Below are 16,602 nucleotides of genomic sequence, written 5' to 3'. Positions count from 1 at the left end.
GCGGGTTGGCTGCGGGGTGGCGGCGTTCGGGCCGCATTACTCCGAGCCTCCATCGGTGGCGCCCCCATCAGCGCGCGTCTGCTCGCGAACAGCGGTGAACAGTGGTGTTGGCTCCTGCTGGGTGGGTCGAGTGGGATTGCGTGGGGTTGTGGTGTCTGGGTGGACGTGTGGATCCGTGCGTGTGGTGGCGCTCGTGACGACGATGGTCGGGGCGAGCAGGATCCAGGTCGTTGATTGGGTGCGGGTGTTTGCACAGCTGCCGATGTGGCCGGTGACGACGAGTTCACGAACGCCGCGGGTGAAGACGGTCGGATGCTCGTGGGTGTCGTGGCCGCACATGAGATAGCCAATCTCGTAGGTGGGCTCGCCGGCGGGGCGGTACGCGTAGACGGTGATGTCGTCGCCTTCGTTGAACTGGTTACCACAAACCTGACATCGCGGATTGCGTGTACCGAGTGCGATCCGGGTGAGGTGACTGCGATCGGTCTGGCGGCTGTACGAGTTATTCATCGCGCGCCTCGACGTGGGTGGTGTAGAACTCACCGAACGCAGTCGCGCACGTGGTACAGAGTGGACCGCCAAAGGCAGCGTCATAGCCGCTTGCGGTCTGTTCACAGAGGCGACAGCTGCCTTTGTAGGTATACGACTCCGTGGTTGTCTCGCAGGGCTTAAGCCCCGCAGTTGGATCGGTTAGCATGGTTCTGTGAGCGAGCACAGAACCCGTCCCGGCTGGGTGTTCCAGCACCGCAGCCGGGGTTCCTACATTTTCTCGCGAGCCGACGGGTCGTCACTTGGGCTCTGTACGTAAACCTACTCTAGCCAGTAACATATAATTAACGGAAATATTTGGAAAGTGCCTACGTCGGCAGTAACAAGCGATCAGTACATAATATATGCTATGGTACAAAAAGTGTGGCCCATGAGACACTCAGGAAAATGGATGACCTCTCTCGACGATCGGATTTTAGAATTCCTTAACGAAAATAAACCAACAACCCCTACGAGAATGACATCACGAGCATCGTTGCCATACTCACGACAACATGTGGACAGAAGGTGTAAAAAACTGGATGAAAATGGTCTTGTCGAAAGTCTAGGAAATGGAGTATATATGATTACTGATGACGGTGAAGCCTATCTTGAGGGCCGCTTGAATACAGAAACTTGGGAATTCATTAACGAGTAAAACGGTGAACTGGGTCAATTAAACTCAATCATGACCCTATCTCTTGAGCCAGTATGAATTTTCCAATCAAGAGTATCAATCTTGAGCAAATGAGGTACCGTCTGCGATCTCAGAATCACATTCTGGCACCGCATTATCCACAGCCTCTGCTTGTGCCTCACACAATATGTGCCCTGTTTGCTCGGGCAGAATCCATTCAATATCGACGTGTTCATCGCTAAGTGTAGCACTGTCGTCGGTAGTTTCGCAGTAGTAGTGAACAGCAAACCGGCTCTCGTCTGCCGTGTTGACCCACGAGTTTGCCTTCACAATATCAGCAATCTCGATGTCTAGTCCGGTCTCTTCGCGAATCTCCCGGCGAAGTCCCTGGCGTGGAGATTCACCCCGACTGAGCCGGCCTCCAGGAAGTTCCCATTCCCGATCCGTACTCCGCTGGACAACCAGTATCTGGCCGTCGGTGTTGTGGATCACTCCACGGACGCTTACGGTCGCACAGAGGAGGTCCTCAGTCATTACCTCAAGTGGTTAGCGATACATCATAAATGACGCGCTACTCAGCGCGCTCTGAAAACGCGCCTGCTGGTTCCCGGGTGGACGGAGTTGACTCATAATTATATCTAATTAGTTTTATTAGATTGGCCGATACACATGTTTTCAATGAGTTGGTGGGCAGCCATCTCCCTCCGGACGGACCTCGGCGACAGTCTCGGCCACAATGTGACCCGTACAGTCAACGCAGCTGTGACCTACGCCACCGACCGAGGCAAACGCGCGCTTAATCGCTTCGCAAAAACGAGAGCTCGCCTTTTCGCACAACGACAGCGGGCGGTGCGTACCTCAGAGTGAGTGACGAACGAGTTTGAGCATGACCAGCGATCACCGCCATCCGGACTTCGTGTTGGCAGCGATCCCGATGACGTTGTTTGCTGCGTACGGGGTCGGGACCATGTTTCAGAGTCGGCTGGTCACCGTCATGGCTGCGGTCGGGGCGTGTTATTTTCTTATGCTGGATGGACTGTTCTTGCATAACCCAACGGAGTGACCATGCGCTGGTTGTGAGTTCAGAATTCTTCCCTGATCACACGAAAATACAATCGCACTATTGAGGCAGGAAACCGCCTATCTAAGCAAGGGTGCTGCCGTCAAACTCCACCGAGTCGTACTCCACATCTAGCAGATCAAGGATTGTTGGTGTGACATCGAAGAGGTTCGCGTCGGTCAGGTCAATTTCTGGGTCGGTCGCGTACAATAGCGAGTTCTCGAACTTGTGCATCCCGTTGCGCGGGCCCTCGGTGAAGACGGCCTCCTTGCCGGAGAAGCCGGACTTGAGGTCGAACCCGTCAGCAGGGATGACGACGAGGTCGGGCGCGATGCTGTCGTGGGCGCCGTCGAAGGCGTTCTCGCCTTTCACAATGCGTTTACACACCTGTCGCCCATCAGGGCCAGTCAGCGATTCTAAATCGGCAATCAGCTCCTCACGCGTCGCCTCGTACTCGGACTGCGGAACGGTGCCGTTCGGTTCGCGGCCCTCTAAGTTGAGGTAGAAGCGGCCCGGGATGAGCGAGTACGCGCGCGTCTCGTCGTCGATGTCGGTGAGCGCGTCATGGTCGTCGCTGTCGTATGAGAGCCACCCCTCCTCAGCCAAGAACTGGTTACAGTTCACTTCCCACTCGAGCCGAGTGAAGCCGTGATCGGACGCGACGATGAAGGTGGTGTCATCATCGAGCGCCGCGCGGAGGTTCCCAATGTATTCATCAAGGGTTCGGTAGAACTCGAGGAACTCGGCTTTGTACTCGCCATCAGTGGCGTAGTCCCCGAACAGGAAGTGGTTCACCCGGTCGGTACTCATGAACACACCAAAGAAGAGATCCCAGTCGTCCTCGGCGAGGTAGTGTGAGAACGCCTCGTAGCGGGCGTCAAGGGTGGCATAGGCGTTCTCGATGAACTCGGTCTTGTCGTCGTCATGACCGAGTTTGGCGTTCACGTCGATCTGGTAATCAAAGCCGTCGAGTGTCGCACGGAGTCCGTCATCGCTCGTCGCGGAGTCGAGATCGGGCGAGAGAAAGCCGGAGGCCATGCGTTGGATCCGTGTTGATGGCGGGAGGGTGACAGGGACGTTGAGGACGGTCGCATCACGACCGGCATCGGTGACACGGTCCCACAGTCGGGTTGCCTCCACGTGCTGTCCAAGAGGAACGTACGTCTCATAGGAGTCGCGTTCGCGGTCCTGAAACCCGTACACGCCCGTGGCACCTGGATTCACGCCCGTTGTCAGACTCGGCCAACACGCGCTCGACTCCGGCGGGACGATGCTCTCTAATCGTCCCCCGGAGCCCGTCTCGGCGATGGCAGTCAAATTCTCGAAGACCTCGGGGTGGTCTTCGACGAGATCTAGCGGCACTCCGTCGATCCCAAGAAATACGACACGTTCAGCGTCGTCACCACGGAGCCGATCGAACAAGTCCATACACATTGCCTGTATATGCGCCGACATATCGCTTGCGTTCTAGCGGTTTGACTGTCCTCACGCGAGTGTGAGTTAGTTGGGGCTGCCACAAAGAATCCAGAAGGCATATTGGTTCACTCACAGACACCTCTGCTGTATGAGCGACGACTTCCCGGCGAGCGTCGACGTCGATTACACCGACGGCGAGGGCGAGAGCCCGGGCGACTACCCGTCGATCCAGCACAAAATCGAGAAGGCGGTCGAAGTGACGAAGCGGGGCCTCGAACAGTACGACAACCCCGCGGTGATGTGGACGGGCGGGAAGGACTCCACGCTGACGCTGTACTTCATCAACCAGGTCGCCGCAGAGTACGGGTACGAGAAGCCGATTGCCGTCTTCATCGACCACTTCCAGCACTTCGATTCGATCACCGATTTCGTCGAGCACTGGGCCGACCAGTGGGATATCGACCTCGTGTACGCCCGCAACGAGGACGTGGGCGCCTACGTTGAGGAACACGGCCTCGAACCGGGCGACGACATCACCGTCGACGCGCTTTCGGAGCACAACCAGCACCACATCCGGAATATATTAGAGTTCGAGGAGGACTCGTTCCCCTTCCTGCTCGACACCTACGTCGGCAACCACCTCCTGAAGACGGTCGCGCTCAACGACGCCCTCGAAGAACACGATATCGATGGCGTCATTTCGGGAGTCCGCTGGGACGAGCAGGAGGCTCGCGCCGACGAGACGTTCTTCTCGCCGCGCCACGATCCTGATCTCTTCCCGCCGCACGACCGCATCCAGCCCATCCTCCAGTTCGCCGAGGCCGACGTATGGAATGCGTTCTGGAACTTCGTGGTGCCTGACACGGTCGAGGCGTTCCCCGACGAGGGGTACATCCCGCAGGCCGACGACGACCTCCCCGAGGGGGTTACCCAGGAGGACATCCCGATCTCGCCGAAGTACTTCGCCGGGTTCCGCTCGCTGGGCAGCGAGGTCTCGACCGAGAAGACAACCGAGGAGCCCGCGTGGCTCCAGAACCTCGAGGACACGACCGAGCGCGCCGGCCGCGCTCAGGACAAAGAAGACCTGATGGAACGCCTGCGCGACCTCGGTTATATGTGAGCTAGCCACGTCTCCAGGTTCTTTGGAGGGCAGAATCCTCGTTCCGATGAGGTATCTGATCGGGGACCGCGAGTTGGAATCGCGACTTGCGAGCACGGCGTTTCGGCGTGGGACAACAGAGCGTCCAGCCGTCAGTGAAACGAGGTACCTGTGGAGATGCCCGCCGCCATGTCTCCAAGATGGATGAGTTGCCGTTGTATACAAGATAAATAATCAGTATGATATGGCCGCCGCGTTGACTCTGGATGACTTGTTGTCTTTCTTGTCTGACAGCCGCTCGCTTGATAAGGAATCACCCAATTGTGCGGTGTAATTATCGTTGTATTGATCCTAAATAATAACTATAGAACAAGTTTCATATAGACACACGCTACAGGATACAGTAACTGAATATTCAAACAAATGGCATCTACTACCGCGTCCTCACAAGGAGATCACGACACGCCGCGCCCGAACCGTACACGAAGTGCCGATGAGTTGTTAGTTGGGCGTGACGCAACCATCACGCCGGAGTTGTCTGTCGTGATGCCGACACTAAACGAGGAAGCCGGCATTCGAACCTGTATCGACTGGATCAAGAACGCGATTAAAGAGCTGCAGGTGCCGACAGAGATCATTATCAGCGACAGCTCGACAGATCGGACACCCGAAATTGCGCGTGAGATGGGCGCAATTGTTGTTGAGCCTGATGGGAAAGGCTACGGCTATGCGTACCGCTACGCTTTCGAGCAGACGCGGGGCGACTATATCGCGATGGGCGACGCTGACACCACCTACGATTTCAAACAGATTCCGCGACTCCTCGATCATCTTGATGAGACGGGTGCGGACATGGTAATGGGTAGTCGGCTTGCCGGTGAAATCGAAGATGGAGCAATGCCACCGCTCCACCAACACATTGGAAACCCCGCACTCACCCGGTTTTTGAATTTGTTCTACGGGGCTGGAGTAAGCGACGCCCACAGCGGTTTCCGGATTTTCACGCGGGATGCCTATGAGACGATGGAGTGGGAGACGACTGGGATGGAATTTGCCTCAGAGATGATTATGGAGGCCGGAGCGAAGGACCTCGAGATTGCAGAGGTGCCGATTGTCTACCACGAGCGAGAGGGCGAAGAGACACTCGAGAGTTTCCGTGATGGCTGGCGCCACGTCCGATTTATGCTGGTGAACGCGCCTGGGTACCTGTTTTCGGTCCCAGGATTGTTGTTGACAATCTTCGGTGTCGCAGTGATGACAGTTGCACACACTGGGGTAGCGCTTGGCGAGGTGACACTCGGAATTAACTCACTGATAGCCGGGAGTCTCGCCACGATCGTGGGCACCCAGGTTGGGTCGCTTGGCGTGTTTGCAACGGTCGCCAGTGACCCGATTCAGCAGCCTGATGACCCGCTTACAACCGGGATAACTGAGTATGCAACGTTAGAGCGTGGTGCGACAGCAGGCGTCGTCGTACTTGCTGCTGGCGGCGCGTACGCCAGTTGGCTGGTTGGTAACTGGGTCCTGAGTGGGTTTGATGCTGTTCCGTTCACGTCGGCAGCGCTGGTCGCGTTTACCGCTGTTGTTGTCGGAATTCAGCTTGTGTTCTCGTCGTTCTTCTTGAGTACGGTCAATTGATTAGAATTCAAGGGTAGTTGGCTAGGCCACTTGTTTGCTATTGACCTTTTTCCGCACCCGAGGACGCGGAAATCCCACGGTTCCGACCGCTTAATTGGGTTATTCGGGCTTGTATTCCACCACTTCCGTCCGAAGTTGGAATCCGCAGGAGAAGTCATAGAGGTAGGCTCTAGCCTGTGCCAACCGACGATGCTCATCCTACTTGGTGAAGTCGATCACATCGGCGACGATTCACTGCTCTACAAGCTCTCGCGTGCTCGATCGAACGGCGATATCACCGACGCGAAGCTCGGCGTTATCGGCATCTCGAACGACTTGAACTTCCGAACACAGCTGTCCTCGAAGGTCCGGTCGTCGCTCTGTGAGAAGGATGTCTCCTTCAGCGCGTACGATGCCGACGAACTCCGACTTGTCCTCCAACAGCGCGAACGTGTCGCCTTCCAAGACGGCGTCCCCGGAGACGGGGTGATCGCGATGTGTGCGGCCTATGGGGCGAAAGACTCCGGTGACGCACGGAAAGGCTTAGACCTCCTCCTGGAGGCCGGTGATGTCGCACGCGAGAGCGGATCCGATGTTGTGACCGAGTCGCACTTTCAGGAGGCCTGTGAGCGCGTGTAGGCGGATCAGGTGGTCAAGGGGATACAGAACTACTCCCAGCACGGGCAGCTCATGTTGTACGCACTGACACGAATCCACGAGCGCAGTGAAACGCCGGTCCGGACCCGAGAAGTCGTCGAGACGTACCGAACTGTGGCTCGCTCAGAAGGCGTGAGTCCGGTCTCGGAGCGGTCGGTTCGTGATTACTTGGGCGAGTTAGCGCAGTTGGGAATCACGAAGTCGACAGAATACAATTGGGGAAAAAGCGGCGGGAAGTACAACGAACATCAGCTGGCGCAGTCCATTTCGGCGGTTCGAAGCGGATTAGCGACGTTGTTAGAGTCCGCGTGAATCGGGCGTCTGTCGGGTGTGGTGATAGTGGTTGTCTCCTCCGTGCTAACAGCGGAAGCGGTGGGGTGGGTGTGTCCCGTCGCTACGCGATCGAGGGCTGGCACGTGGACGATGGCAACCCCGAAGGTAGGGACGAGAAGTTGCTTCAAAGACGAAGCGGATGAGACAGTGGAAGCGGGAGGCGAGTACTGTTCGCAGAAATCGGGCTAACAGTCGTCGAGATATCGGTCGACGTACGGATGGAGATTTTCGAACGGCGGTCGGAAGACTTGGAAGGCGCTGTGTTGGCCGTCGCCAACGATCTCCGGATCACCGCGTTCGAAGTGACAGCGATAGGCGGTCGCGAGGTAGTGTTTCGAGTTGACACCGTCGACATCAGCCGTCTCGTAGAAATGTTCGTAGGTGCCGAGACAGTCATCAATCACGACGGATTCACCAAGTTCCTCGCTAGCCACACGGTGAACAGCATCAGTTCGGGGCTCGTTTTTGAACACCGTCCCACCAGGCACGAACCACTCACCTTTCGCGGGCTCGTTCTCTCGTTTCCCGAGGAGCACACCGCCGTCGTGTTCGATCACGAGATCGACAGAGACGAGTGGGACGTTCGCGATGATCGTGTGCCACTCGTCGTCCGGAATAGGGTTGTCCGTGTCGGCCATCAGTCGAGGTAGTAGTCGACAGTCCGTTCGAGTCCCTCTTCGAAGGAGTACTGGGGTTCCCACCCCAGCGCTTCGATCTTGTCGGTGTCGAGCGCGTACCGCTGGTCGTGGCCCGCACGGTCTTCGACAAACTCGATGAGGTCGTCGGACGCGCCGACAGCATCGAGGATCGCCTCGGTGACTTCGAGGTTCGTCTTCTCCGCGTGGCTGCCGATGTTGTACACTTCGCCGATGTTGCCCTCTCGGAGCACAAGATCCAGTGCCCGGCAGTTGTCCTCGACGTAGATCCACTCACGGACGTTGGATCCGTCACCGTACACGGGGAGCGCTTCCCCAGCAGCCGCGTTCTGGATGAACTTCGGGATGAGCTTCTCGGCGTGTTGTCGCGGGCCGAAGTTGTTACTGGTGCGGGTGATGACCACGGGGAGGTCGTGGGTCGTCTGGAAGCTGTTCGCGAGCAGATCTGCGCCTGCCTTCGTCGCGGCGTAGGGGTTGCGCGGGTTGAGGGGGTCGTCCTCGGAGAAGGTGCCGTCGAGCACCTGCCCGTACACTTCGTCCGTCGAGATCTGGAGGAACCGATCGATGCCGACCTCGTTAGCCGCATCGAGCAGCGTCTGCGTTCCTTGGACGTTCGTGCTCACAAAGGGCTTTGCGCCCTCGATGGAGCGGTCGACGTGTGACTCCGCGGCGAAATTGACGATCGCGTCCACGTCGGCAACGAGATCCGTCACGAGTTCCTGATGGCGGATATCCCCTTCGACGAACTCGTGGCGCGGATCGTCGAGGATGCCCTCCAAGTTGGCCTTTGAGCCCGCATACGTTAGCGCGTCCAGCGTGACGATTTCGTCGCTTTCGTGGGTATCGAGTACGTGGTGAACGAAGTTGGACCCGATAAAGCCGGCCCCGCCTGTGACGAGAATTCGCATACTACTTTCTCCTCAACAGCACCTATTTATATTTCTGTTGAAAAATCGACCTATGCGTCTTCTCGTCGTCGGAGCAAACGGGCTCCTTGGTAGCAATGTCGTTCATGTCGGCCAGCAGCGCGACTGGACTGTTATGGGTACGTATCATTCGACACGGCCTGAGTTCGAGATTCCGCTGACACAGTTCGATCTTGTAGAATATGACACGTTTGACGACGTGCTTGAGACGCACGACCCAGACCTCGTCGTCAACTGTGCCGCGATGACGGACGTGGATGGCTGTGAAACGAACCCAGAGCGGGCGAACGTGCTCAACGGTGATGCACCGGGCGCGTTGGCGGCGCAGTGTGCGGCCAACGATATCGAATTCGTCCACGTTTCGACCGATTACGTCTTCGATGGCACCGTACGCGACCCGTATGGCGAAGCGGCGTCACCGAATCCCATCCAAGTGTACGGTGACTCGAAGCTGGCGGGCGAGCGGGCGGTCCACGATGCACCCGGAGACCATCTGATCACGCGACTCTCGTTCGTCTGGGGCGTGCATCGGAGTTCGGGTGCCCTTACCGGGTTCCCGGCGTGGGTTCGGGATCAGTTGGTGTCGGGTAACTCCGTCCCGCTCTTTACCGATCAATGGGTGACGCCAACCCGAGCGGGTCAGGCGGCCGCAACGTTGCTCGAGTTAGTCGATGTGGATGTAACCGGCTTGTACCACGTTGCGTGTCGATCCTGTTTGACGCCCTACGAGTTCGGCGAGGTGCTTGTCGACCAGCTCGGCGCAGATACAGCGCTGCTTAAACAGGGCTCGACCGACGACATCGATCGGGACGCGACACGTCCGACGTACTCTTGTCTCGACGTGGGTGCCGTCGAGTCACGGCTCGATCGGTTACAGCCAACCCTCGAAGAAGATGTGGAAGAAATCTGGGACGCCGTGCGCTAGATCTCGTAGCGTTCGCGGTTGTCGAGGAAGTGCTCACGCTCCTCCTCTGGCAGGTCGTCGAACCGGAGAACTCCCTGACAGCCGAGTCCTGGACACTTCATCACGCGGTTGGATTCGAGCTCGTTCGCGGCGACGACGGTGCCACAGTCTGGACAGGAGTGAGTGATGATGCGCATGGTTACAGTTTAACCTGGGAGTTCTCGCCAACGACGAGGCGACGGCCCTCGGGGAGGTGGTTCTCGGCGCTTTCGACGTTCGCGCTCCGGCCGAGAAGACTGTCGACGATCCGGCCCGACGCCGTGATCGTCGAGTCACCGATAACGACGCTGTTCTCGATGTGGACGTTCTCCAGCGTGGAGTTCGCGCCGATCGATGTGTACGGCCCGACGTAGGTGCCGCTCTTGATCACCGTGTCCGCCGCGATGGAGACCGGACCACGGACGACCGCGCCATCCTCGATAACCGACGATTCGTGGAGTTCGATGCGGCCGTCGACCTCTGCCCCATCTTCGACTGTGCCTGCAGTGTCGAGGGATTCATCTTCGAGGACGAGCCGGTTCGCGTGGAGGATGTCCTCCGGTTTCCCGGTGTCTTTCCACCAGCCCGTGACGACGTGTGAGTCGATCGCGTGGCCGTCTTCGAGCAGTGACTGGATGGCGTCGGTGATCTCGAGTTCGCCGCGCCACGACGGTTCCAGATCGTCGATGGCGTCGAAGACCGCGGGCGAGAAGACGTACATTCCGATGAGCGCGAGGTTCGTCGGCGGGTCGTCGGGCTTCTCGATGAGCTCCGTGACATTACCCGCGTCGTCGACATCCGCGATACCGAACGCTTGCGGGTCGTCGACCTCTTGAAGCGCGATGCCCGCGCCGTAGTCGCCGGCTTCGAAGCTCTCGACGAGATCGGTGACACCCGATTTGAGGATGTTGTCCCCGAGGTACATCACGAAGTCGTCGTCGCCGACGAAGTCGCGCGCGCACCCGGCGGCGTGGGCGAGTCCAAGGGGATTCCCCTGGACGATGTACGTGATGTCGACGCCATACTTCGAGCCGTCGCCGAGGAGTTCCTGAATCTCGTCGCGGCCCTTGTTTCCGAGGATGACGCCGATTTCGGTGATGCCGGCCTCCTTGAGATCGTCGATCGCGTATTCGAGGACCGGTTTGTTCGCGACCGGAACGAGTTGTTTGGGACCGGTGTGAGTGATCGGGCGGAGGCGTGAGCCCGTGCCGCCGGAAAGTAGGACGCCTTTCATGTTTCACTCATGCGGTGGTTCCTCCCAGTCTAAAGGTATTTCGTCAGTGTCATATGGGAGTCGCACCTCGTCTGGCTCCTCGTAGTCGTAGAGTTCTGTCGGATAGTTGATGAGGAGCGACGGTTCGTCGCCGATCGCTTTGAAGCCGTGCCAGCAGTCGCCCGGAATGCGGATCAGCTGTTGGTTGTGCTCGCCGATGACGAACGTGTCGAGTTCGCCTTGCGTAGGGGAGTCGTCGCGATCGTCGTAGACGCCGACTTTGATGCGGCCTTGCGGACAGACGAAGTGGTCGACCTGGCCTTCGAGATGACGGTGCCAGGCTCGGATGATTCCTGGATAGGTCATCGAGTAGTAGGACATCGCCGGGGTGATGTCGTACTCGTCCCAATCTTCGCGGAACACTTCGACAAGATGGCCCCGTTCGTCGGCGTTTACTTGAAGGTCCCTGAGTTGGATGTCGTGTATATTGGGCATCTAGAGTATACGCTACGTGCGGAAAGCATAGAATTAATGGTTGTCATTCAACTCTACCATCTTTGCGGAGACTTCACCACTCAATTATCATATATTATTCATCTCTACTGACATGAAACAGAACAGTTTGGTTAGTAGAAGTATATATACGTTGTGGATATCTATACGACTGCGTAACATCCGCAGGAGTTACTGAAGAGATCTTGTGATAGGATACGTTGTTATCAGTATAACTCGATCGAGTGTAGTCTTTAGTCACTCCAGATGTCAAGACGTAATCAGGTGCTCCAGACCGAGGTCCGCCATCATATCCCAAATAAAGCGGATATTGGGTAGCCCCATCGGGAACTGTAAGTCTGCTTAAATACCAAGCACTACCCCGATATCCAGATGGTACTGAGGTTGGATCCTGATAGAGCTGGATGCCCCATAAGCGGGGACGAGCTGCTATTACAGACTGCTCCGACCTGAAATCATCGTGGAAGTCAACTGCTTGCTCTTCAGCGATCGTCCCTCCCAGATTTGGGGTGAGACCGTTGATCCCAAGGAATGGAAATAGTAACGGTGTAGAAATGGCGAGGACAACGACTACGAGGACCACGGAGCGTCTCGGTTCGTGATTCGAAATGAGTTCCGTGATCGATCCAATTATGGCGAAGCCAATTACAAGGACTGCAAATGAGGGCTCAATAACCTCTCTAAGTCGCCATACAAGAGCACCAACGAGTATTACGCCAAGGTAGAATATACCGATAGGCCACTTTATCTTAGTCCACTTATCTAATTCCAATACTGGTTGTGACCGAGTCCACGATAACAGCGCAAGTTGGAAAATAGTCATAAATCCAAGGACACGAACAATAATTGGGTTAATGCCGATTCCGACCATTTTCAGGGCATATGCACCGATAAAAGAGGTATACATTACACTCGGCAGAATAGATTCCGTTGGGAATTGACGATTACGGATTGCCCTATGAACCTGTGTCAGGATATGTAATCCAACGATACCGGTACTCACTCCAAAAAGTACGTAGGGAACAAAATTGATTAGACTGAAATCGGCACAACCAGCAGCCGTTTCACTTAAACAAATCGGTTGTGATGGGGCGCCAAGTTGGAGGGAAGTCACTCCAATTAATGATAAAACTGAGTCTGTTGTAGATGGGATTATATTGAAAAAAACATAATATATGGATAGCGGCAACAGTAACCACAAGACACTCAGTATCGAGATCTGCGAGTAATCACGTGTATTCTCCTCCAAAGCCTTTGTAATGCTTTTTGCGCCCGCCAGCATTAATATTGATGCAGTCGCCAAAGCAAATACGAGCGGGTGGATGAACGGTAGAATCATACCGATAGAGAATGCCACCAGCACATATCGACCGTCTCTAGTATTGGCTGCTCTTAATGCAACAGCCACAAAGAGGAGAGCCAACGGATACGCCAAATGGTTGGAGTGATATATTGAGCGAGAGAAGAGCCAAGTTCCCATACCCAGAGGAACCAATGGTGCTAATGAAAGCCCAACTCTGTCACTATCGATATTTTCTGGAAGTAGATGCTGAAATAGGAAAACAATAGCAAACGGTGAGAGGACTCCCATAATCAAAACAGTAGGCCGCCAAACACTAGCAGAGGATACAATAGATGTAATAGCTGAATTGGTTTGAAACGCAACGTACTTATTGAAACTTACATGGCCTGCTTGAACGATAGACTTCGCATGTGCCGCTTTAGCATAACTATCGGGTCCATAAATTGTCCCATCAACAAGAATTGACGGGAGAAATAGCAAGAGGACGGTCATAGTCGCAGCCGTGAGCACCGCGTATATTCGATGTTGTGTGACAAATATAAACGCGCTGCCCGCGATCCAGACACAGCTGATTGATAGCCATCCCCACCATGGTAAATAATCAAATATCGTTGTATGATACCCGGATTTCGAATGAAATCTTAGTACTAGAACAGCAATTGATACAGACAGGAAAAAGAATATTGAGAAGAACTTCTCTCTCTGCTGTTCAGCAATCACATGCCGTTCAATGTTATGGCGACTACTAAAGATATCGCTAGCACGCTGTATCGGTTATCTTGATCCTGACAATCTACCTGCTACCTGCTGTGGAATCAATTGAGCCGAATGGCCAATCCATCACTCATAAAGGGGTGCCTTCTAAACGATGTCGTGTGAACGTCTCCCGATCGGCTCTCAAAGTTTTCATATCGGATTTTGGAAGCAATATTCTTGGATTTATTTTATTGATATTTCTTACTCGGACGCTTGACGCTGGTGTACTCGGTTCATTCTTTTTATTTCAGGCGTTGCTCGGCCTCCTAGCTATTCCGGTAGACTTCGGAATTCGAAGCGCTGTAACGAAGCGAATGAGTGAAGGAGAATCAGCTAGCGATCTGGTCTCTACAGCAATTCTGTTAAAGTTACTTCCTTTAATTGCTATATCTGGACTACTATTACTATTTAGACACCGTGTGAGTGAATATCTGGGGGCTTCTCTCGTCTCGTTACTAATACTTGCACTCTTTCTTCAAGAGGCAGCAAAGTTTTCATTAAACGTAATCAAAGGAGAGCTACGTGTTGGAGATATTGCAATACCATCCTTCGCGCAACAATCAACGTTCGTTGGATTGGCAGTAATATTCGTATTTCTTGATTTTGGAGTGTCCGGCGTCGTTTACGCCCTCATAGCAGGATACGTGTCAATGCTGATTTGGGGAGTACACAGAATGTCAATCGTACCAGGAAATTGGTCCTGGTCGGCGGCCCGTTCACTGTGGGACTACGCAAAGTACGCATCCGTCTCAATGGTTAGTGGGTTCCTATACAACTGGATGGATCTCGCAATAATTGGCCTCTTTCTTTCGCAAGCTGATGTAAGCATTTACGAAGTTTCATGGAGATTAACAACTATTGTAATGTTACTCGGTCAGGCGATGGCAGTAAGCGTATTCCCGAAAGTGAGCCAGCTTGACGCTGGCGGAAACAACGATCGCATTGAGGATCTAATTCCCAAGGCGATTTCTCCGGTTATCTTTCTCGTGATCCCGGCCTTTTTCGGGACCTTGTTACTCTCGCAGGATATGTTAGGTGTCGTATTCGGTCAAGAATACAGTGCGGGTTGGTTAGTGCTAGTCATCCTTATGGGTGAAAAGGTAATCCAAACAATACACGTTATCATCGGTCGAGCACTCCAGGGTATCGACAAACCACGATTGGCTGCAAATTCTTCTGTGATTGCAATTATATTAAACGTGGTTCTTAACCTGATCTTCGTATGGTGGTTTGGTCTTATCGGGGCGGCCATAGCCACGTTACTATCGTTTACAGTAAATACAGCACTTCATGCCTACTATCTTTCAAAATTTGTCAGAATCACACTTCCGTTTAGAGAAATATTCTGGGCAATTGTAGCGTCGTTCGTTATGGCCGCTGGACTCCTAGTGATGAATACGGTAATCAAGATTGACTCTATCGTAACACTAAGCGGATTCATCATTATGGGAATCTTGCTATACGGTATAGTAGCATATTCAATTTCCCCACTTCGAGGTGTAGTAAATGATATTATAACTCAGATGAAAAATTAGTGCTACTTCAACTCTGACTTAAGACCCGAGCGAAAGAAGTTGCCTCTAGGAATTCATCGATTCACGACTGAACGAGACCGGTTTTTCTGGATAAGGATGTTCATAGAGGGAGCCAGACCTAATCGAGATGGCCATTCGAGAGCTGGCGGCATACGGGCTGCCCGTGCGAAGTAACAAGCAATATACTACCGTAGACAATTCTAAACAACCAAGTATGGAGATCTCCGTCGCCATGTGCACATATAACGGTGCGGATTACCTGTCAGATCAAATTGAGTCTATTCTCGAGCAGTCAAATCGCCCTAGCGAAATCGTTGTTCGGGATGACGGGTCCACTGACGGGACAATGGCGATTCTCAAAGACTATGCTCAAGACTATCCCGAATTATTTGACGTTAAACAAAACGAGGAGAATCAGGGTATTGTGAAAAACTTCGAGAAGGCAATTCAGGCCTGTTCGGGTGATTATATCGCCCTTTCTGATCAAGATGATGTTTGGAATCCAATGAAAATTAAGCACCAAGCATCAGCACTCCAACGGTCAAACGCAATTCTTGCATGTCATAATTCATCGGTAGTTACGAAGACCTTGGAACCGGTCGGAGATCTATGGTCAGAAGTTTCACCATCGTACAAGCCACAAACACAGCCAAATCCGACGAAAATAGTACGTGAACTTGCACAACGTAATTTTGTTCAAGGAGCAACGATTATGTTTGATGCTAGGTGGACAGACCATCTCCTCCCGCTCCCGGAGGGGTGGCCACATGATCACTACTTAGCCGTTCACGCAGCACTCCGTGGCGGACTCATCCCCATTGACGAAGAACTTATTCGATATCGACAACACGATGAACAGGAAGTCGGAGTTACTAATAAAAACATAGTCGAACAATTTCAAGATAATCTTAAATCTGGATATGAACAATCCCGCATCAAGCGTTGGCAACAGGTTTATGAATTCGTGAGATCCTGTGAGGACTCTGAACTCGGTCCGGAAAAATCATGGCTCGAAAAATTTCTTAAAAAGAAGGTCAGGTACGAACAAAGACGATCTGAAGCCCTATGTGGAGAAAGTCTGATTACTGGGATCTCAGCAATATATTGCAATCTAACTACAGGTTCTTACTCCCAATTCGATTACGGGATTCGAACTGCTGCGAATGACATTACTATGGTTTTTCTCAAACCTATTATTGATCTATAATCTTCATTAGCTGTCACTGTCTAGTTAATCGCTTGAGATATGAATAGGTCGTAAAGTGTCTGGTCCAAAGATGCCACAAACCTCACAAGAGTGCCACGTTGAATAGCGATATATTCGGTGGCTATCACGGATTAGAAGGACGAAGCCAAAGAATACGACTCTGGCTATGGAGATCGGTCTCCTCGACTTGGTTGAGAAGAGTT

The 16,602-nt window shown here is 53.8% G+C and carries 15 protein-coding genes and 1 pseudogene; 7 read left to right on the top strand and 9 right to left on the bottom strand.

The annotated features are described in order from the left end of the window. Positions 1–36: 36 nt before the first annotated feature. Positions 37–510 (bottom strand): hypothetical protein, encoded by a 474-nt coding sequence (locus tag DVK06_RS12425; protein ID WP_121600482.1) that lies wholly within the window; start codon positions 508–510, stop codon positions 37–39. Positions 511–1,261: 751 nt separating this feature from the next. Beyond that, positions 1,262–1,699, bottom strand: coding sequence for an NUDIX domain-containing protein (locus tag DVK06_RS12415; protein WP_121600480.1), 438 nt, complete (start codon positions 1,697–1,699; stop codon positions 1,262–1,264). A gap of 352 nt (positions 1,700–2,051) precedes the next feature. Between DVK06_RS12415 and DVK06_RS18690 the strand changes: the two genes are divergently transcribed. Continuing rightward, on the top strand, positions 2,052–2,228 hold the full coding sequence (locus DVK06_RS18690; RefSeq protein WP_158600080.1) for a hypothetical protein: 177 nt from the start codon (positions 2,052–2,054) through the stop codon (positions 2,226–2,228). An 81-nt stretch (positions 2,229–2,309) separates the two neighbouring features. On the opposite strand, the gene DVK06_RS12410 is transcribed toward DVK06_RS18690, so the two are convergent. Continuing rightward, on the bottom strand, positions 2,310–3,653 hold the full coding sequence (locus DVK06_RS12410; protein WP_121600479.1) for an alkaline phosphatase family protein: 1,344 nt from the start codon (positions 3,651–3,653) through the stop codon (positions 2,310–2,312). A gap of 136 nt (positions 3,654–3,789) precedes the next feature. Between DVK06_RS12410 and DVK06_RS12405 the strand changes: the two genes are divergently transcribed. The 3 genes and pseudogenes from DVK06_RS12405 to DVK06_RS19795 all read left to right on the top strand — a co-directional run. Next, positions 3,790–4,761 carry a phosphoadenosine phosphosulfate reductase family protein gene (locus DVK06_RS12405; RefSeq protein ID WP_121600478.1) on the top strand — a complete coding sequence of 324 codons (972 nt, stop codon included), beginning with the start codon at positions 3,790–3,792 and terminating at the stop codon, positions 4,759–4,761. A 402-nt stretch (positions 4,762–5,163) separates the two neighbouring features. Continuing rightward, positions 5,164–6,378: a glycosyltransferase family 2 protein gene (locus DVK06_RS12400; protein WP_121600477.1), complete on the top strand. Its 1,215-nt coding sequence runs from the start codon at positions 5,164–5,166 to the stop codon at positions 6,376–6,378. Positions 6,379–6,564: 186 nt separating this feature from the next. Then, positions 6,565–7,326 (top strand): annotated as a pseudogene (locus DVK06_RS19795) (cell division control protein Cdc6); the annotation flags it as partial. A 206-nt stretch (positions 7,327–7,532) separates the two neighbouring features. On the opposite strand, the gene DVK06_RS12390 reads toward DVK06_RS19795, so the two are convergent. Both DVK06_RS12390 and rfbB read right to left on the bottom strand, forming a co-directional pair. Beyond that, the gene (locus tag DVK06_RS12390) at positions 7,533–7,985 is read right to left on the bottom strand and encodes an NUDIX domain-containing protein (protein WP_121600476.1); all 453 of its coding nucleotides are present in this window, start codon (positions 7,983–7,985) and stop codon (positions 7,533–7,535) included. Next, positions 7,985–8,911: a dTDP-glucose 4,6-dehydratase gene (gene rfbB, locus DVK06_RS12385; RefSeq protein ID WP_121600475.1), complete on the bottom strand. Its 927-nt coding sequence runs from the start codon at positions 8,909–8,911 to the stop codon at positions 7,985–7,987. Before rfbB ends, DVK06_RS12390 begins: the two co-directional genes overlap by 1 nt. 52 nt (positions 8,912–8,963) lie before the next feature. Between rfbB and DVK06_RS12380 the strand changes: the two genes are divergently transcribed. Next, a complete protein-coding gene (locus DVK06_RS12380) occupies positions 8,964–9,854 on the top strand; it encodes an SDR family oxidoreductase (RefSeq protein WP_121600474.1) in 891 nt (296 codons plus the stop codon). Here DVK06_RS12380 and DVK06_RS12375 read toward each other — a convergent pair. The 4 genes from DVK06_RS12375 to DVK06_RS18280 all read right to left on the bottom strand — a co-directional run bounded on the left by DVK06_RS12375 (position 9,851) and on the right by DVK06_RS18280 (position 13,621). Continuing rightward, on the bottom strand, positions 9,851–10,030 hold the full coding sequence (locus tag DVK06_RS12375; protein ID WP_121600473.1) for a hypothetical protein: 180 nt from the start codon (positions 10,028–10,030) through the stop codon (positions 9,851–9,853). The genes DVK06_RS12380 and DVK06_RS12375 overlap by 4 nt on opposite strands. A 2-nt stretch (positions 10,031–10,032) precedes the next feature. After that, positions 10,033–11,106, bottom strand: coding sequence for a glucose-1-phosphate thymidylyltransferase (locus tag DVK06_RS12370; RefSeq protein ID WP_121600472.1), 1,074 nt, complete (start codon positions 11,104–11,106; stop codon positions 10,033–10,035). Positions 11,107–11,109: 3 nt separating this feature from the next. Further along, entirely contained in the window at positions 11,110–11,580 is a 471-nt protein-coding gene (locus DVK06_RS12365; protein ID WP_121600471.1) for a dTDP-4-dehydrorhamnose 3,5-epimerase family protein, read from the bottom strand. 94 nt (positions 11,581–11,674) lie between these two features. Continuing rightward, the gene (locus DVK06_RS18280) at positions 11,675–13,621 is read right to left on the bottom strand and encodes a hypothetical protein (RefSeq protein ID WP_147438071.1); all 1,947 of its coding nucleotides are present in this window, start codon (positions 13,619–13,621) and stop codon (positions 11,675–11,677) included. Positions 13,622–13,776: 155 nt separating this feature from the next. On the opposite strand from DVK06_RS18280, the gene DVK06_RS12360 reads away from it, so the two are divergent. Next, positions 13,777–15,192 carry a flippase gene (locus DVK06_RS12360; RefSeq protein WP_158600079.1) on the top strand — a complete coding sequence of 472 codons (1,416 nt, stop codon included), beginning with the start codon at positions 13,777–13,779 and terminating at the stop codon, positions 15,190–15,192. A gap of 214 nt (positions 15,193–15,406) precedes the next feature. After that, on the top strand, positions 15,407–16,399 hold the full coding sequence (locus DVK06_RS12355) for a glycosyltransferase family 2 protein (RefSeq protein WP_158600078.1): 993 nt from the start codon (positions 15,407–15,409) through the stop codon (positions 16,397–16,399). Positions 16,400–16,602 lie beyond the last annotated feature (203 nt).

Origin of the sequence: Halorubrum sp. Atlit-28R, assembly GCF_003665955.1 — an archaeon.
GTDB lineage: Archaea > Halobacteriota > Halobacteria > Halobacteriales > Haloferacaceae > Halorubrum > Halorubrum tropicale.
Note: the sequence above shows the minus strand (reverse complement) of the source record. Positions and strands in the feature narration are given on the sequence as shown.

What these genes read in the sequence shown, in the direction of transcription:
- DVK06_RS12415 (WP_121600480.1), bottom strand. Translation starts at nt 1,699, where the DNA reads ATGACTGAGGACCTCCTCTGTGCGACCGTAAGCGTCCGTGGAGTGATC.
- rfbB (WP_121600475.1), bottom strand. Translation starts at nt 8,911, where the DNA reads ATGCGAATTCTCGTCACAGGCGGGGCCGGCTTTATCGGGTCCAACTTC.
- DVK06_RS12375 (WP_121600473.1), bottom strand. Translation starts at nt 10,030, where the DNA reads ATGCGCATCATCACTCACTCCTGTCCAGACTGTGGCACCGTCGTCGCC.
- DVK06_RS18690 (WP_158600080.1), top strand. Translation starts at nt 2,052, where the DNA reads ATGACCAGCGATCACCGCCATCCGGACTTCGTGTTGGCAGCGATCCCG.
- DVK06_RS12380 (WP_121600474.1), top strand. Translation starts at nt 8,964, where the DNA reads ATGCGTCTTCTCGTCGTCGGAGCAAACGGGCTCCTTGGTAGCAATGTC.
- DVK06_RS12370 (WP_121600472.1), bottom strand. Translation starts at nt 11,106, where the DNA reads ATGAAAGGCGTCCTACTTTCCGGCGGCACGGGCTCACGCCTCCGCCCG.
- DVK06_RS12405 (WP_121600478.1), top strand. Translation starts at nt 3,790, where the DNA reads ATGAGCGACGACTTCCCGGCGAGCGTCGACGTCGATTACACCGACGGC.
- DVK06_RS12410 (WP_121600479.1), bottom strand. Translation starts at nt 3,653, where the DNA reads ATGGACTTGTTCGATCGGCTCCGTGGTGACGACGCTGAACGTGTCGTA.
- DVK06_RS12425 (WP_121600482.1), bottom strand. Translation starts at nt 510, where the DNA reads ATGAATAACTCGTACAGCCGCCAGACCGATCGCAGTCACCTCACCCGG.
- DVK06_RS12400 (WP_121600477.1), top strand. Translation starts at nt 5,164, where the DNA reads ATGGCATCTACTACCGCGTCCTCACAAGGAGATCACGACACGCCGCGC.
- DVK06_RS12365 (WP_121600471.1), bottom strand. Translation starts at nt 11,580, where the DNA reads ATGCCCAATATACACGACATCCAACTCAGGGACCTTCAAGTAAACGCC.
- DVK06_RS12355 (WP_158600078.1), top strand. Translation starts at nt 15,407, where the DNA reads ATGGAGATCTCCGTCGCCATGTGCACATATAACGGTGCGGATTACCTG.
- DVK06_RS12390 (WP_121600476.1), bottom strand. Translation starts at nt 7,985, where the DNA reads ATGGCCGACACGGACAACCCTATTCCGGACGACGAGTGGCACACGATC.